Annotated in this window: 15 protein-coding genes and 1 riboswitch; of the genes, 11 read left to right on the top strand and 4 right to left on the bottom strand. The window is 41.1% G+C overall.

Features of this window, described 5'->3' with window-relative positions:
* Positions 1 to 71: 71 nt before the first annotated feature.
* Positions 72 to 1,781 (bottom strand): FAD-dependent oxidoreductase, encoded by a 1,710-nt coding sequence (locus ACTHOQ_RS01900; protein ID WP_440493974.1) that lies wholly within the window; start codon positions 1,779 to 1,781, stop codon positions 72 to 74.
* A 289-nt stretch (positions 1,782 to 2,070) separates the two neighbouring features.
* Positions 2,071 to 2,251, top strand: a riboswitch (cobalamin riboswitch).
* Between the two features lie 270 nt (positions 2,252 to 2,521).
* On the opposite strand from ACTHOQ_RS01900, the gene ACTHOQ_RS01895 reads away from it, so the two are divergent.
* The 8 genes from ACTHOQ_RS01895 (at position 2,522) to ACTHOQ_RS01860 (ending at position 7,758) form a co-directional block, all read left to right on the top strand.
* Complete coding sequence (locus tag ACTHOQ_RS01895; RefSeq protein WP_440493973.1) at positions 2,522 to 3,058, top strand: cobalamin adenosyltransferase family protein; 537 nt, start codon at positions 2,522 to 2,524, stop codon at positions 3,056 to 3,058.
* A gap of 58 nt (positions 3,059 to 3,116) precedes the next feature.
* Positions 3,117 to 3,659: a bifunctional adenosylcobinamide kinase/adenosylcobinamide-phosphate guanylyltransferase gene (locus ACTHOQ_RS01890; RefSeq protein ID WP_440493972.1), complete on the top strand. Its 543-nt coding sequence runs from the start codon at positions 3,117 to 3,119 to the stop codon at positions 3,657 to 3,659.
* A 12-nt stretch (positions 3,660 to 3,671) separates the two neighbouring features.
* Positions 3,672 to 4,445 carry an adenosylcobinamide-GDP ribazoletransferase gene (gene cobS / locus ACTHOQ_RS01885; protein ID WP_440493971.1) on the top strand — a complete coding sequence of 258 codons (774 nt, stop codon included), beginning with the start codon at positions 3,672 to 3,674 and terminating at the stop codon, positions 4,443 to 4,445.
* Positions 4,418 to 5,014, top strand: a complete 597-nt coding sequence (locus ACTHOQ_RS01880) for a histidine phosphatase family protein (protein WP_440493970.1) — start codon at positions 4,418 to 4,420, stop codon at positions 5,012 to 5,014. The genes cobS and ACTHOQ_RS01880 overlap by 28 nt, the downstream gene beginning before the upstream one ends.
* Positions 4,966 to 5,394: a bifunctional adenosylcobinamide kinase/adenosylcobinamide-phosphate guanylyltransferase gene (locus tag ACTHOQ_RS01875; RefSeq protein WP_440493969.1), complete on the top strand. Its 429-nt coding sequence runs from the start codon at positions 4,966 to 4,968 to the stop codon at positions 5,392 to 5,394. The genes ACTHOQ_RS01880 and ACTHOQ_RS01875 overlap by 49 nt, the downstream gene beginning before the upstream one ends.
* Positions 5,381 to 5,875: an ECF transporter S component gene (locus tag ACTHOQ_RS01870; RefSeq protein ID WP_440493968.1), complete on the top strand. Its 495-nt coding sequence runs from the start codon at positions 5,381 to 5,383 to the stop codon at positions 5,873 to 5,875. The genes ACTHOQ_RS01875 and ACTHOQ_RS01870 overlap by 14 nt, the downstream gene beginning before the upstream one ends.
* Positions 5,872 to 6,540, top strand: coding sequence for a hypothetical protein (locus ACTHOQ_RS01865; RefSeq protein ID WP_440493967.1), 669 nt, complete (start codon positions 5,872 to 5,874; stop codon positions 6,538 to 6,540). The genes ACTHOQ_RS01870 and ACTHOQ_RS01865 overlap by 4 nt, the downstream gene beginning before the upstream one ends.
* A 147-nt stretch (positions 6,541 to 6,687) precedes the next feature.
* On the top strand, positions 6,688 to 7,758 hold the full coding sequence (locus tag ACTHOQ_RS01860) for a branched-chain amino acid aminotransferase (RefSeq protein WP_440493966.1): 1,071 nt from the start codon (positions 6,688 to 6,690) through the stop codon (positions 7,756 to 7,758).
* 233 nt (positions 7,759 to 7,991) lie between these two features.
* On the opposite strand, the gene floT is transcribed toward ACTHOQ_RS01860, so the two are convergent.
* Both floT and ACTHOQ_RS01850 read right to left on the bottom strand, forming a co-directional pair.
* Complete coding sequence (gene floT, locus ACTHOQ_RS01855) at positions 7,992 to 9,542, bottom strand: flotillin lipid rafts scaffold protein FloT (RefSeq protein ID WP_440493965.1); 1,551 nt, start codon at positions 9,540 to 9,542, stop codon at positions 7,992 to 7,994.
* An 18-nt stretch (positions 9,543 to 9,560) separates the two neighbouring features.
* Entirely contained in the window at positions 9,561 to 10,091 is a 531-nt protein-coding gene (locus tag ACTHOQ_RS01850) for an NfeD family membrane protein (RefSeq protein ID WP_440493964.1), read from the bottom strand.
* Between the two features lie 176 nt (positions 10,092 to 10,267).
* Here ACTHOQ_RS01850 and ACTHOQ_RS01845 point away from each other — a divergent pair, with 176 nt between their 5' ends.
* Both ACTHOQ_RS01845 and ACTHOQ_RS01840 read left to right on the top strand, forming a co-directional pair.
* The gene (locus ACTHOQ_RS01845; protein WP_440493963.1) at positions 10,268 to 10,798 is read left to right on the top strand and encodes a sigma-70 family RNA polymerase sigma factor; all 531 of its coding nucleotides are present in this window, start codon (positions 10,268 to 10,270) and stop codon (positions 10,796 to 10,798) included.
* The gene (locus tag ACTHOQ_RS01840; protein ID WP_440493962.1) at positions 10,785 to 12,002 is read left to right on the top strand and encodes a hypothetical protein; all 1,218 of its coding nucleotides are present in this window, start codon (positions 10,785 to 10,787) and stop codon (positions 12,000 to 12,002) included. The genes ACTHOQ_RS01845 and ACTHOQ_RS01840 overlap by 14 nt, the downstream gene beginning before the upstream one ends.
* Before the next feature lie 64 nt (positions 12,003 to 12,066).
* On the opposite strand, the gene ACTHOQ_RS01835 is transcribed toward ACTHOQ_RS01840, so the two are convergent.
* A complete protein-coding gene (locus tag ACTHOQ_RS01835; RefSeq protein ID WP_440493961.1) occupies positions 12,067 to 13,509 on the bottom strand; it encodes a bifunctional metallophosphatase/5'-nucleotidase in 1,443 nt (480 codons plus the stop codon).
* A gap of 120 nt (positions 13,510 to 13,629) precedes the next feature.
* Between ACTHOQ_RS01835 and ACTHOQ_RS01830 the strand changes: the two genes are divergently transcribed.
* Positions 13,630 to 13,953 (top strand): heme oxygenase, encoded by a 324-nt coding sequence (locus tag ACTHOQ_RS01830; protein ID WP_440493960.1) that lies wholly within the window; start codon positions 13,630 to 13,632, stop codon positions 13,951 to 13,953.
* The last annotated feature ends 14 nt before the right edge of the window (positions 13,954 to 13,967 follow it).

Genomic DNA, 13,967 nt, shown 5'->3' with positions numbered 1-13,967 from the left:
AAAAAGAGTAAGGGGCTGTCGGAAAAGAATCGATTAAATCGGTCTTTTCCGACAGCCCCTCCTTTTTACTTTTATGCGTTAATCAGCTTTGTGTCATTGTTTGGTCCAGATGAATGTTGAATATCATTATCTTTACAATGCATTGCCGCTAAATAGCCAAAAGTCATTCCAGGTCCCAATGTCGCCCCAGGACCCGGGTAGGATTGCCCCATAATAGAGGAAGAGCAGTTGCCGCATGCATAGACGCCTTCAATTGCGGTACCGTCCTCACGCAATACCCGTGCATTTTTATCTATTACAACACCGCCTTTTGTTCCGATATCGCCAGGATATACTTTTAATGCATAATAAGGCGGGCTGTTTAATTCAAGTAAATTCGGATTTTTCAATGTCGGGTCCCCATAATATTTGTCATGTGCTGTTTCGCCTCGATGGAAATCCAAATCTTTGCCATTTTGCGCAAAGCCATTAAAGCGTTCGATCGTCTTCACTAAATTTCCTGTCGGGATATTAAGCTTTTGTTCGAGCTCGTTCACTGTTTGTCCTGTAAAGACTATATTATTTTTGAAATATTCTTTTGGGAAACCTTGCATCGGGAAGAGACCTGCAAACAGGTAGCGCTTTTTGGAGCGGCTATCTAAAATAATCCATGAAGTAATAGCCTTTCCGCCTGTTTTTTCATTGTGCTCGTACATTTTATCGACAAACTCATGATAAGGTGTCGGTTCGTTAATATAGCGATGCCCTTCTTGATCGACAATAATCATATTCGGAATGCCGCGGTCTGCCACTAGGAAAAACGGTCTTCCTTTATGATCGATAATAGAAGGCGCTCCCCACACACGATCCATTAAGCCGAATTTTGCATAAAGCTTTTCAAATGGAGAAATAATGTCGCCTGTTTGCCCATGAGGCGAGCTCGTCCATGCCGCATTTTGGGGAGTCGGCAAAAAGCGTTCTCGTTTTTCCTGGTCTTTCGAAAAGCCGCCTGACCCGAAAATAACGCCTTTTTCAGCTTTAATCGCAATTTCCTGCCCTTCTTTTATAGCTTTTATACCGATGACACGGTCCTGTTCATATATAAAATCTGTAAAAGGTGTTTGCAGCCACATTTCGCCATTTAATCCTTTGTAGGTCAACCCCATGCGAGCCATAAGCGCCTGCCCTAAAGCCGCATAATTTTTCTTTAGCAGAAGATGCTTTATTAATCGCCAGCCTAATGTCAGCGATCTTGCTTTTCCGGCAGTCGTTCTTGTGATCATATTCACTTTGACAAAGTCTTGCCCGGTCATAACAAAGCCCTTCGTATCAATCGTTGGAGGCAGGAGCTTATCCTTCCAATCTCCCAATTCATTTATATCTATTAACAGAGGCTCAATCGAACGTCCCGCGCCTTTTCCGCCTGGTAATGCAGGGTAATAATCCGAATAGTTTTTAGCATAGGAAAAACGCATATGCTTGCTTGCATTATGCATATAATCAAGCATTTCAATGCCCTTTTTTAAGTAAGTCTCTTTTATTTCATCATTTACAATATCGCCGACAGTCGCATCCAAATAAGTTTTTGCCTCTTCATAGGAATCTGCAGCATTGGCTTCCACCAAATAGCGGTTGTTTGGTATCCAAACACCTCCGCCGGATAAAGCGGAAGCCCCGCCGAAATGCTTTTCCTTTTCGATTAAAAGCGTTTTTAAGCCTTCATTTTTCGCTGTAGTGGCCGCAGCAAATCCTGATGCGCCAGACCCGACGACAACTACATCATATTCAAAATCCCATTTCATTACATAACCCCCTTGGCAGATTTTTTATTACCTGTATTTGTAAATATATTATAGCAAGCAGAGTTGGGGAATAGAAATTAAACGTATTATATCTACTTTGAATTAATTTTTTCTGCTTTAAGCGTAAAATTTATATTGAGTTGTGTTGAAAAGCTTTTGGCGGAATTTCGATTCTTCCATCAAATAATCAAGGAAAGAGGAAGAAAACGTCCAACTGATGGAATTCCATTTCAATGGAAAGTTATTTGCATAATGCCTGTAGTGTGTTAAAGTAAGTTTTACAAATCAAATAAATCTGCAGGGAAAAGATGCAAATTGCATAAATGGGAATTCGGCGGAAATCCGAAGCTATGTCCGTAACTGTAAGCGCAAATGAAAGTGAACGAGATTGCCACTGTTTTTGACGGGAAGGCATTCATGAGTAGAGAGCTGCGCGGAGCCAGGAGACCAATCTTTTTCTGATCGTGACACACCTCTTCGGAATTTGAGAGAATGTACGGCATTAAAAATCTTTTCGTCATTTCATAGGAATCGATCTTGATATTTTGAGCCATCCATTTTCTTGGGTGGCTTTTCTTATTGATAAAGAATGCAGAATCGGTTGTTGGAGCTTAATTAGAGAAAACTGCCGCATTATCGGAAATCCTGCAGTTTTAAAGCTGGCATAAGTTTTTGGGAGCTTAGTGTGTCCATCGTGTATGCGGAATAAAATATAAAATTTGAAATGTGAGGAACTTTAGATGAAAAAAGATATTCGTTATTCATGTTATCCATTTATGCGCGAAAAAAGCTCATGCGTCGATTATGAAATTCGTACAGATTCATTGACGACACGTATCGGAGCGGTCATCCCGACATTATTGGACGATGAAAAAGGGCAGATTGTATTGGAGGACTTGCGTATTATCCATCCGCTTGCATACCATGCCAACGGTTCTGTGCGCGGAAAATTGGCGATTACAGAAGAGGATTTAAGCTGGCTAAGTGACCGCTATGATTTTTATGTGAGCAATGTAAAAGAGACAATTCAACAGTTTTTGCTGCCACAAGGGGTGGAAAGCTCAGCAAGGCTGCATATTTGCCGAAGCGAAGCGAAAAAATCGTACCGTGCATTGCATAAGGTAAGTGAAGAGCGAGAAGTGCCCGAAATTTTATTCGACTTTTTAGGGCTTTTAGCGAATGTATTTTTCGTCATGGCAGTTTATATGAACAAAGAGCATTCATTCGAAGAAATTCCGTTCATCTCGAAATCCTATCCGACAAAAAAGGCAAAATAGAAGAACATAGCTCAATATTGAGCATGTTCTTTTAATCTTCCATATGGGGGTGCTGGCAATGATTTTTATTACAGGTGGCGTGCGCAGCGGGAAAAGCGCCTTTGCAGAAAAACTGGCGAGTCAAAATGGTCCTGGTAAAAATTATTATTATATTGCAGCAGGTGCGGCATTTGACGATGAGATGAAAGCACGGATAAAAAGACATCAGCTTGATCGTCAACGCCAAAGTACCGAGTGGCGAACGATTGAAATACATGTGAATATTCCTGAGGAGCTCGGACGTTTATCGGAAAATGATGTCGTGCTTTTTGAATGTGTGACGACATGGCTTTCGAATGTATTGTATGAAAGCGAATCAGCCGAGCAGCGCAGCGAATATATCCACAATTCGATTGAAATGTTAAAAAGCGAATTCGACAACTGGCATGCGCAAGGTGCTCAAATAATAATCGTGTCAAATGAAGTGTTGGACGAGCAATCATCAAAATTTGATGAAGTGAATTTATACCGCAAAAATTTGGGCCAGCTTCATCAGTGGTTCGTTAATCGGAGTGAAGAAGCATATGAAGTACAATTTCAGCTTGTGCAACAATGGAAATAAGGAGGGCGCAAATTGAAAAACAGCATAACGGGTTTTCTATTGGCATGGCAGTTTTTTTCGGCTGTACCGATAAAAAAGCAGCTTGATATGAATGCCAAATCGGTTACATGGATGTATGCCTTTTTGCCGATTATTGGTTTATTCATTGGCGCAATAATTGGAAGTGCAGTTTTTGCGCTTGCCGGCTTTAGCGATATTTCCAGCTTGCTCCTCGCCATATTGATTGTTGTCGGTTTCATTCTGCTCACAGGCGGTCTTCATTTAGATGGCTGGATTGATATGAGTGATGCCTTTTTTTCTTACGGAGAAAAAGAAAAACGATTGGGAATCTTGGATGATCCGCGCACAGGTGCCTTTGGTGTTATTAGTGTTTTTTGTTTACTGCTTTTAAAGATAGGCTTCATTTATGAATTTCTTTTAAAGGGACATTCCGCAATCATCCCATGTCTTATTTTTATTCCGTTAATCGCGCGCACAGGGATGCTGATTTACTTTTTAACGATGCAAACAGCAAAGCAAACAGGACTCGCGGCGTATTTTAAAAGTATGGTCAATTCAAAAAAGCTCGCTGTTTTACTCGGTTTGCTTTGTGGGGCTTTATTTGCGATTTGGTTCTATATAGGGGCATATAGCTTATATGTTTTATTTTTCACAATGCTTGTCATTGTTGCACTTTACCGAAACTGGTCACGGAAGCATTTTGGAGGGGTGACGGGCGATTTGCTTGGCGCATTAGGCGAGGGTTTGGAGGTTGTGCTATGGCTAACGGCATTACTGTGCATTTAATCCGGCATGAAAAAACAGAAGCGAACAGAGAGCGGAAATATATCGGCTGGACAGATGAACCGATTATTAAGAAAGTTCAAGCGCAGCTGCCGATCCAGCCACATGAAGTATTTGGCAGTGATTTGCAACGCTGCCTACAAACGGCTGCCTGCTATTTTCCGCAAACTCCATTTTTCGCTGAGGAAAAACTTAGAGAGCTAAACTTCGGCGATTTTGAAATGTGTACATATGAGCAATTACAGTATAATGAAATATACCGTGCATGGATTGACGATCCGCTCACTACGCCAATACCGAACGGTGAAAGCTTTTTGCAGTTTCAACAGCGCGTATTGGAAGGTTTTCGCCAAATTGTAAAACAAGATGGCGATTATACATTTGTCGTACACGGCGGGGTCATTCGATTATTGCTTGCGAAATATAGCGTGGAGGAGCAGTCATTTCAGCAAACGACCGCAAACCATCGAACTATATATACCCTTTGCTGGGGTTCGGTTGATGAACTAATAGGAGGTTTACGATGTACGTTATACTCGGAGGCGCATATAACGGTAAACGAGCATATGTGAAAGCTTTAGTCGCGAAATTACCTGAAAAGGAACTCGTTGTTTGTGAAGGGATATTGCCCCGCATAGAGAAGGTTACCGAAAATAAACGTTTTATTATTAGTGATTTTGAACAAATCATTTTACCGTATTTAGATGAGCCGGAAGAGCAGGCAGCACAGCGGATTTTTGAACATATCGCTGAAATTTCCGGGCAAGCGGAAGTTTTTTGCATTTGTGCAGATACGAGCCGTGGTGTTGTACCGCTTGAAAGGGGAGCGCGTCAGTTAAGAGATACTTGCGGTCGGCTATACCAGAAGCTTTGCAATGAAGCAGAGACGGTTATTCGTGTATGGTATGGCATTCCGCAATTTTTAAAAGGAGAGCATGATGGAAAAAACTAAATTGCGTTACATAATTTTAACGGCATTAATAGCAGCAATTTGCGTTATTGGAAGCTTTATTAAAGTGCCGGTTGGCGTGATTGCGACAGCTGCATTGGATTCCGCCCCAGCAGTTATTAGCGTCCTCTTTCTACCACCTGTTTTTGCAGGGGCAGCAGGTGCGCTTGGGCATATTGCAACAGGGCTTACATCCGGTTTTCCTTTAGGTGTTTTTCATGTTTTAATCGCAGTTGAAATGTTCGCCATTGTCGCGATTTTTGCGGTTTTGCACCGTAAAAATATGTATATTTTAAAATGGGTGTTTGTTGTCATTGCAAATGGAGTTATTGCACCGTTACCGTTCTACTTTTTAATTTCGCCGGCATTTTACATCGGCTCAATCGCCTCATTGACGATTGCAACAGTTGTGAATTGTGTTATCGCCATCATCGTCATGCCTGTTTTAAAATCCGTTGCAGAGCGTGCAGGGGTGAGTGCATGAGGAATGCAATCGAAGTAAACGGGTTAATCGTGACAATCGATAATTCGGCATGTATTGGGACGAAAGAGCATGATATTGTACAAGCGCCAAATGAAATCACGGCTTATTTCACCGCCCGCACCGCTATTTTGGAACAGCTTTGTGCCGGGGCGATACCGGTTCAATTGCTGATGGCAAATTTTTCGGGAGATGGCGTATGGAAAGAATATGAACAAGGGTTTGAAAGAGCCTTCACGGAAATGAATATAGAAATGCCACCATTAATCGGCTCAAGCGAATCGAACTTTGATGCATTGCAATCTGCCGTATCTCTCACAATGCTAGGAAAAAAGCAATTCGAAAACGACACAGATAATTGCCTGTTTTATGTTGTGGGGGAGCCGCTAGTCGGTGATGAAGTAATAGAGAACCCGGATAAAATCGCTAATTTAAATGAGTTGTATGAAGGACTGAACAAAGATACCATTCAAGCAATATGGCCAACAGGTTCAAGAGGAATCGGAACTGAAATAAAACGCTTTGTCGGTGAAGAATATACAGCAAATATCAATTTAAATGTTTCGGCAGGCCCATCTTGTGCTGTATTAGTTGCAGTGAAAGAACACCAGGAAGCGTTATTTTTAAGTAATATATCAGCACCCATCAAAAAAATCTTCAAAATATGAGGAAGGATGAAGCGGGGATTTGCTCGAAAACTAAATGAACTGCTAGGAAAAAAATTTTTTTGTATGAAAATGAAAAATTGTAAATTTTCTAAAAATAAAATGGTATGATAGAGTGTATCAATTTAAATTAGTTAAGGAGCATGGATTATGACAACATACGAAATTACAACTGAGTTATCAACGAACAAAAAAGAAAAAACACCTGCAGAACAGCTTGGTTTTGGTCAAATTTTTACGGACCACATGTTTGTAATGGATTATGAAGAAGGAAAAGGTTGGCATAATGCGACAATCGCGCCTTTTGCACCGATCACGCTCAGCCCTGCTGCGATGGTATTTCATTATGGCCAGGCGGTTTTTGAAGGCTTAAAAGCATATATGACGGAACAGGGCGAAGTGCAATTATTCCGCGCGGACCGCAACTTTAAACGATTAAATGCTTCGAATGCACGTCTTTGCATACCACCGATTGATGAGGAATTTGCGCTGGAAGCTTTAAAGGAATTGATTCGTGTGGACCGCGAATGGGTACCTACAGCGCCAGGAACGTCTCTTTATATTCGCCCATTTATTATCGCGACGGAAAGCTACTTAGGTGTAAATCCTGCGAAAAGCTATAAATTCATGATTATTATGTCACCAGTAGGCTCGTATTACAAAGAGGGCATCAATCCAGTTAAAATTTTGGTGGAGCAGCATTATGTGCGTGCAGTTGTCGGAGGTACAGGCGAAGCAAAAACAGCAGGGAACTATGCTTCAAGCTTGAAAGGCTCCGAAATTGCCGCAAAACAAGGATACTCCCAAACATTATGGCTTGACGGCAAGGAAAATAAGTATGTAGAAGAAGTGGGAAGCATGAATATCTTCTTCAAAATTGCCGGAAAAGTCATTACCCCTGCGCTAAACGGCAGTATTTTAGCGGGGATCACACGCGATTCGATGATCGAAGTGCTGAAATCAAAAAATATTCCGTTTGAAGAACGTGCGGTTGAGTTTGCGGAGGTTGTGGCAGCCGCTAAAAACGGTACATTGGAAGAAGCATTCGGGACAGGCACGGCTGCGGTAATTTCCCCTGTAGGCGAACTGAAATGGATGGATGAAATTATTTCTGTCAACAATGGCCAAATCGGAGAAATCACACAAATGCTTTATGATACATTAACGGGTATCCAATACGGAAAAATTGAAGATCCATTTGGATGGACGATTAAATTATAAAATAGGCAAAGAAGTGCGGCATTTTCCTTATAGGGAAGATGCCGCACTTTCGCTTTTTAGGCGTTTTAATTGTCGGTACACTTTAATAAAAAGCTCTGTTGTTTGACGACGTTTTGTCGTTAAAACCTAAAAATAAATCTCCCCATATACGTTGCTTCGTAAATGAAGAGACACTTAAATTGTTTACATGCAAATTCTTTTACATCAATGTTCGACGATTTTTTATGCCAATATTATTTTTCCAGAAGTTCCTCAACTAATTCCTCAACTTGAGAGAAGCTTTCGTGTGGAACTGGTGCGGGTTTTTCGAAAGTGTTCTTACCTACATATGTTTCTATTAAATTTTTTACATCAATACCGGACGACGCTTTTAACGTTTCCTGTAAACCGGCCATTAAGTCTGTCGCGTAGCCAGTAACTTTGCCTGCGCCGCCGTTTGGACCACCGCCTGTATCAACAACTGTGATTTTATCAATATTTGAAAGGGGGCTTGCCACTTGCTTAGCATACTCAGGCAGCATTTTAACAATCATATCAAGCACAGCCGCTTGCCCGTATTGTTCGAACGCTTCCGCAATTTTTTCCTTCGCTTCGGCTTCCGCAAGACCGCGCAGGCGGATAATTTCCGCTTCAGCTGTACCTTGTGCACGCTCCGCATCTGCTTTGGCAAGACCATCCAAGCGGATACGTTCTGCCTCGGCTTGCGCCTGTGCCTCGATACGGTATTTCTCCGCATCTGCCTGGGCAAGTTCTTTTCGTTTTTGAGCTTCTGCATTTTGTTCAATTGCGTAACGATCGGCATCTGCCTTTTTCTTAACTTCCGAATCATATTGCTTTTCTCTACGCAGAATTTCTTTTTCTTCTAATTCGATTTGCTTTTGACGTTCAATGATTTTAACTTGCATTTCTTGTTCTGTTACTTCCTGTTTTGCACGTGCAGATTCTAATTCATACGCTTGGTCGGCGCGAGCTTTTGCGATATCCTGCTCACGACGGAATTCCGCCACTTTTAACTGGTTGTCTTTTTCTGCTTCTGCAATTTCAGTGGCACGCTCTAATTCTGCCTTTTGAGCTTCTTGAGCTGCTTGAGCCCGTTTAATGCGCGTCTCTTTATCTGCCTCGGCTGTTGCGATATCCGCATCACGCTTTACTTGTGCGATTCGGGGTTTACCAAGGGAATCCAAATAGCCGTTTTTATCACGGACATCTTTAATTGTAAACGATACAATGACTAAGCCCATTTTCGCTAAATCCTGTGATGCGACACGCTGTACTTCCTGAGAGAATTTATCGCGGTTTTTGTAAATTTCCTCTACGGTCATCGAACCTAAAATAGAACGCAAATGACCTTCTAATACTTCGCGGGCTTCACCTTCACGATCATGCTTTTCTTTTCCTAAAAATTGCTCGGCAGCTGTGGCGATTTCTGAAATCGAACCACCGATTTTAATGATGGCCGTTCCATCTGCCATGACTGGAACCCCTTGCTCTGTATACACTTCAGGTGTTGTTACTTCTAATTTACTGGAAAGCAGACTGAGCGGTTTCGCTTGCTGAAACACAGGGAATACGAATGCACCGCCGCCACGGATAATTTTAATACGATTTCCCGAGTCGTCTGTATGTACATTTTTACTCCCTAAATAACTGCCTGTAACAATGAGCGCCTCATCAGGACCTGCTGTGCGGTATTTCATCACATAAACCGCTATAAGTGCTAAGATTAAAAATACGACAACCCCGACTGCTATTAAAACACCTGAAATACCTGCTAAACCCGACATAAAAATTTCCTCCTTATTTTAAAGTTGTAGTTCTTCCTTTTCATAAATTGCCACCATTGCTGTACCATTCCGCATCTCAATAATCAATATTTGTGTATCATATGGGATTTCAACATGATGAAAACTAGCTGCTCGTTTTGAGATGATGCCATTAGCAGTTTCAATAATGATTTCACCGAAGCCGTCAATGGGAACCGGGACAATAACTTTTCCCGACTGTCCTTCAAGCGATTCATCTGTATATGCAAGAGATACTTCTGCTGAACGGAGAGGAACGAGCAAAAAATAATAAAGCAGCAGCGTCAATATACTGGATAAAACGAGGGCAATAATAAAAATAATGCTGCTGGCCAAGTTTAGAAATCGTTCCAAAACATATCCTGCTGCGGAAGTGAAGGTAATGAAAGAAAGGATAACAGCTGGATCCAAAAATGGAAGGCCATCGATGGAGACATCCGCAACATCCGCAAAAAACAAGTAGAGGATCGTGCAGCACCCAATAACGATCAAGACGGTTAAATAAACGGTTTCAATGGAATACCCAAACAAGTTGTCACCTCCCTAAGTTCTTTGTAATAGTTATACGGATGAAACTGGAAAAAGTTTCAGAAAAAACAAAATTTAAAATTAAATTGGAATGAGAAGCTATAAAAAATATAAAAAGGATTTTGAAACTTTTCATCATTTCACTTGTCTAACTTATAGTGATAAAAAGGAGGTGCAAAATGGATCAGCTAGAACGAGAAAGAAAATTGGAAGAAGCAATGGATTTATATGGTGATTATATTGTACAGCTATGCTATACATATGTGCGGAGCTGGCAAACAGCTGAGGATTTGGCACAGGAAACGTTTCTGCGCTATTTTGAAGCACTGCCAAAATTTCGCGGTGACGCTTCAATAAAAACATTTTTATTTCGAATTGCTGTGAATATTAGCCACAATTATATAACGAGCTGGAAATATAAAAAAATACATATTACAACCTTTTTTCAAAAACTATTAATGTCCGCTGATACGCCCGAAAGCCAATTGCTAAAAAAAACAGAAAGTCAGCAATTAGTGGCGGCAATTGAGGAATTACCGACAAAATATAAAGATGTAATTGTGCTCTTCCATTTTGCTGAATTACCATTGCAGGAAGTAGGGAGAGCTTTAAAACTGCCAGTCAATACGGTTAAAACAAGATTACGTCGAGCACGCCAAATGCTCGGCATGGAGTTAATGGAGGGTGGTGAACTGCATGGATCCAATTAAAGACGCGATGAAGGAATCTTATAAAGGACATGGTTTGTCACATTTAAAAAAGTTGGAAATACACCAAAAAACACAGCATCGCCCAAAAAAAGTTTTACCTGTAACTATTACATTAGTAGTGACTGCAACAATTTTCTTATTCGTTTTTTTGATTATTAATGAGCAAGGTACCGGTTTCGATATGTCAGCGAGCACCGCAAATAGCATGAAAGGTCAAGACGCAGTCATCGCAATGATGGAAAGAAAACTTCAATTTCAGAAAATTATAGAGGACGGTGAAATTACAGCGGTCGAACGAATAGAATATTTGCGGACGAGTGATTGGAAGCTGCAATTAGCTTTCGAGGGCACTGCCAATACGGCATATGCGATTCCTGAAGCGACAGAGGAACAAGGGGCTACCTATGCGGCATTGTTGTTTTATATGCGCGAATATATGCTGGAGCCGCAAAGTATTCCCGAAGTGGCGAAAGCTTTTTCAGAAGCAAGGGGTTTCCGGCAATTACATGAGTTAGTTCCAGTATTGAAAGCATTTGTTCAAGCCGAATATTTATCAGCACAAGATGAACAGATGCCAGCAAACAGGAACTTTTTCCTAGTGAATGACACGCTGCAAATTATCATTATATGCATGTATGCGCTTTGTACTCTTTTCATCTTAAAAAATATATTTAAGCGACAGCATCTATGGATCACTTTATTAAATGTATTTATCGTAATTGCAACATTGGTGTTCTTTTTTAAACCGCTTCCTCATCTTTATGCATATGATGAAACAGCATTATCATTGTCGAGTTTAAAGGCGATAAAAGAAGCCGGTATGCTTACCGATGACGCCCGATTCATAACAGCTGCAACATTTGATAATAGCCGTTTTGCATTAATCGAAGAGCAGCAATCGCATGTATTAGCGAGTTTTCAGAGAGAGGATAATGTTTATCGATTCTCGGACTTGCAAATATTGCATCATACACCAGTGATTCAAGGTATTTACCATATTCGAAACGATGGACAAGCAATTTTTGTTATGGCGTTTACAGAAGGGCATCCGATTACGAAAGGGGTGCTGAGCTATTATGATGGCAGTGAAATCGAGTTTCAAATCGAAGAGGGGAAAGCTGTGATAGAAGCGGTATACCTTCCCCAAAGAAATACTAGCTTCGGTCTGGAATTTTTTGATGAAAATGGGGGAATTGTAAGGTAGAAATTACTGAAAATGAGCGTATGTCATTGCAAGGAAAATGACATACGCTATTTTTAAACAACTGTTATTTCATTTGAAAAGTGTTTTTCAACTTAATGCTCAATGGGCTGTTTTGTTCAATATATTCCATCATTAATTCGGGCATGAATTTTTTTGTTTCACGGATGGCCTGTTTTTTGAACATGGGGAACTGATGCGCACCTGTTGCCCGGTAACTATTCACCGCCACTTCAAACGATGCCTCGTCTTCAACAGCACAGCCTTCATAGAGCAGTTTTGTTACACGCTGCCCTACCGGTTTAAGCAAATCGATTTCATAATCAATCCCTCCCCATAAATCGTAAATATACGGTTGGGGCTCCGGATAGAGAACGGACATGCTAAAATCGATTTCAAGCTCTTGATTGTAAGCGAATACCGCGGCACTTTGCTCGATTGCTCTACGAATTTCAGCGCCGGTCAGCTCCACGACAAGCAAGCGATTTGGACGCGGCATATTATGGAGCACTTGACCGCGTGTAATGACGCCCGGCAACCCTCCTTGTGCATGATAGGGCAGTTCTGCGACGGAAATCTGTGCACCCGAAAAATGTAGCTGCATATTGTGAAGGAGCTGTGTATAAGCAGTAGTCTTTATGCGCGGCGCAAAAAAATCTCCATATGTAAAATCATCATCGGCTATTCCGATTACTTCATTTTTCCATGCATCAAATTCCTGAAACTCCATTGTTTTGATTGTTGAATCTATAAAAACAAGTGATGGTTCGTGCGATAAGACACCATGTTCAATGACGACATCAATTTGGGCAAAGCAATGCGCATTCGCACCGGGCTGTACGACAGAAACCCCGTTTACCTTTGCCGCGATTTCCAAATGCTGATGCCCAGTAATAAAAATATCGATGCCTTCAATTTCGGTAAGCATGCGGTAGCCTTCGTTTTCTCCCTGTTCGACATCAACTTGGTGTCCGGTATGAAGATCACGTTCAAAGCCGCCATGATAGCTTAAAATTACAAGTTGGGCTTTTTCTGCTTCGCGTACATACTTGACCGTGTTTTTTGCACATTCAAAAGCTTGTTCGAATTGTAGCTGCTTTGTTGTATTCCCTTCATCCCATATCTTCGTAAAATGCGTGACTACACCTACTACAGCCACTCGCAATCCACAAATCTCCTTTATAAAATAGCCTTGCGCAAAATCCGGAATATTTGCGGCAATCCATGGGAATTTGCAGGCTTTTCGCATTGCTTGAATTTTTTCGGGGGGATAATTAAATTCATGATTTCCAAAAATCGCAACATCATAGCCGAGCATATTCGCAAGTTCAATTTGAGGATGCTGTTTATGTACGATATTGTCGTAGTAATAGCTTAAATGGCTCCCTTGCAGGAAATCGCCATTATCAATCAGCAGTGCCGGCCGTCTTTTGGCAATCATTTGAGCGAGCTGCGAAAAGCGCTCTGTATGTCCATGAATATCGCTCGTTGCGATAATAGAAAACTTCATATGCTATCTTCCTTTATATTTTCATTCTCCTTATTATAGCGCGAATTATTGCGCAACAGTTCTGAAAATGATTAAATAAAATAGTGAAGCAGTTTACGTTAAATTTTAGGAGTTGAGATAATGATTACAGTAACGAACCGTATTAAAGTGAAAAAAGGTTTTGCAGAAAAAATGGCGCCGAAATTTGTGCAGCCAGGCCCATTGCAACAGTTTGAAGGTTTCCATAAGGTTGAAGTATTAATTTCGACTCAATTTGAAGATTACGATGAAATGAGTGTTGTAATGTACTGGGATTCAAAAGAAAGTTTCGCAGTATGGCGTGAAAGCGATGCATTTAAAGAATCACATAAACGTCCATCGGAAGGGCAAGCTGAGCAAGGGGATTCACCGATGCTAGGTTCGCAAATTGTCATAGCCGAAGTAGCGGCCTCTATTTCAAAATAGTTATGTAGGAGGTA

This window comes from Solibacillus silvestris, assembly GCF_051967575.1.
Lineage (GTDB): Bacteria > Bacillota > Bacilli > Bacillales_A > Planococcaceae > Solibacillus > Solibacillus silvestris_B.
Note: the sequence above shows the minus strand (reverse complement) of the source record. Positions and strands in the feature narration are given on the sequence as shown.

Coding starts and splice junctions, on each gene's coding strand:
- ACTHOQ_RS01895 (WP_440493973.1), top strand. CDS start 2,522: ATGAAAAAAGATATTCGTTATTCATGTTATCCATTTATGCGCGAAAAA.
- ACTHOQ_RS01830 (WP_440493960.1), top strand. CDS start 13,630: ATGATTACAGTAACGAACCGTATTAAAGTGAAAAAAGGTTTTGCAGAA.
- ACTHOQ_RS01870 (WP_440493968.1), top strand. CDS start 5,381: ATGGAAAAAACTAAATTGCGTTACATAATTTTAACGGCATTAATAGCA.
- ACTHOQ_RS01890 (WP_440493972.1), top strand. CDS start 3,117: ATGATTTTTATTACAGGTGGCGTGCGCAGCGGGAAAAGCGCCTTTGCA.
- ACTHOQ_RS01840 (WP_440493962.1), top strand. CDS start 10,785: ATGGATCCAATTAAAGACGCGATGAAGGAATCTTATAAAGGACATGGT.
- ACTHOQ_RS01860 (WP_440493966.1), top strand. CDS start 6,688: ATGACAACATACGAAATTACAACTGAGTTATCAACGAACAAAAAAGAA.
- ACTHOQ_RS01845 (WP_440493963.1), top strand. CDS start 10,268: ATGGATCAGCTAGAACGAGAAAGAAAATTGGAAGAAGCAATGGATTTA.
- floT (WP_440493965.1), bottom strand. CDS start 9,542: ATGTCGGGTTTAGCAGGTATTTCAGGTGTTTTAATAGCAGTCGGGGTT.
- ACTHOQ_RS01875 (WP_440493969.1), top strand. CDS start 4,966: ATGTACGTTATACTCGGAGGCGCATATAACGGTAAACGAGCATATGTG.
- ACTHOQ_RS01865 (WP_440493967.1), top strand. CDS start 5,872: ATGAGGAATGCAATCGAAGTAAACGGGTTAATCGTGACAATCGATAAT.
- ACTHOQ_RS01880 (WP_440493970.1), top strand. CDS start 4,418: ATGGCTAACGGCATTACTGTGCATTTAATCCGGCATGAAAAAACAGAA.
- ACTHOQ_RS01835 (WP_440493961.1), bottom strand. CDS start 13,509: ATGAAGTTTTCTATTATCGCAACGAGCGATATTCATGGACATACAGAG.
- ACTHOQ_RS01900 (WP_440493974.1), bottom strand. CDS start 1,781: ATGAAATGGGATTTTGAATATGATGTAGTTGTCGTCGGGTCTGGCGCA.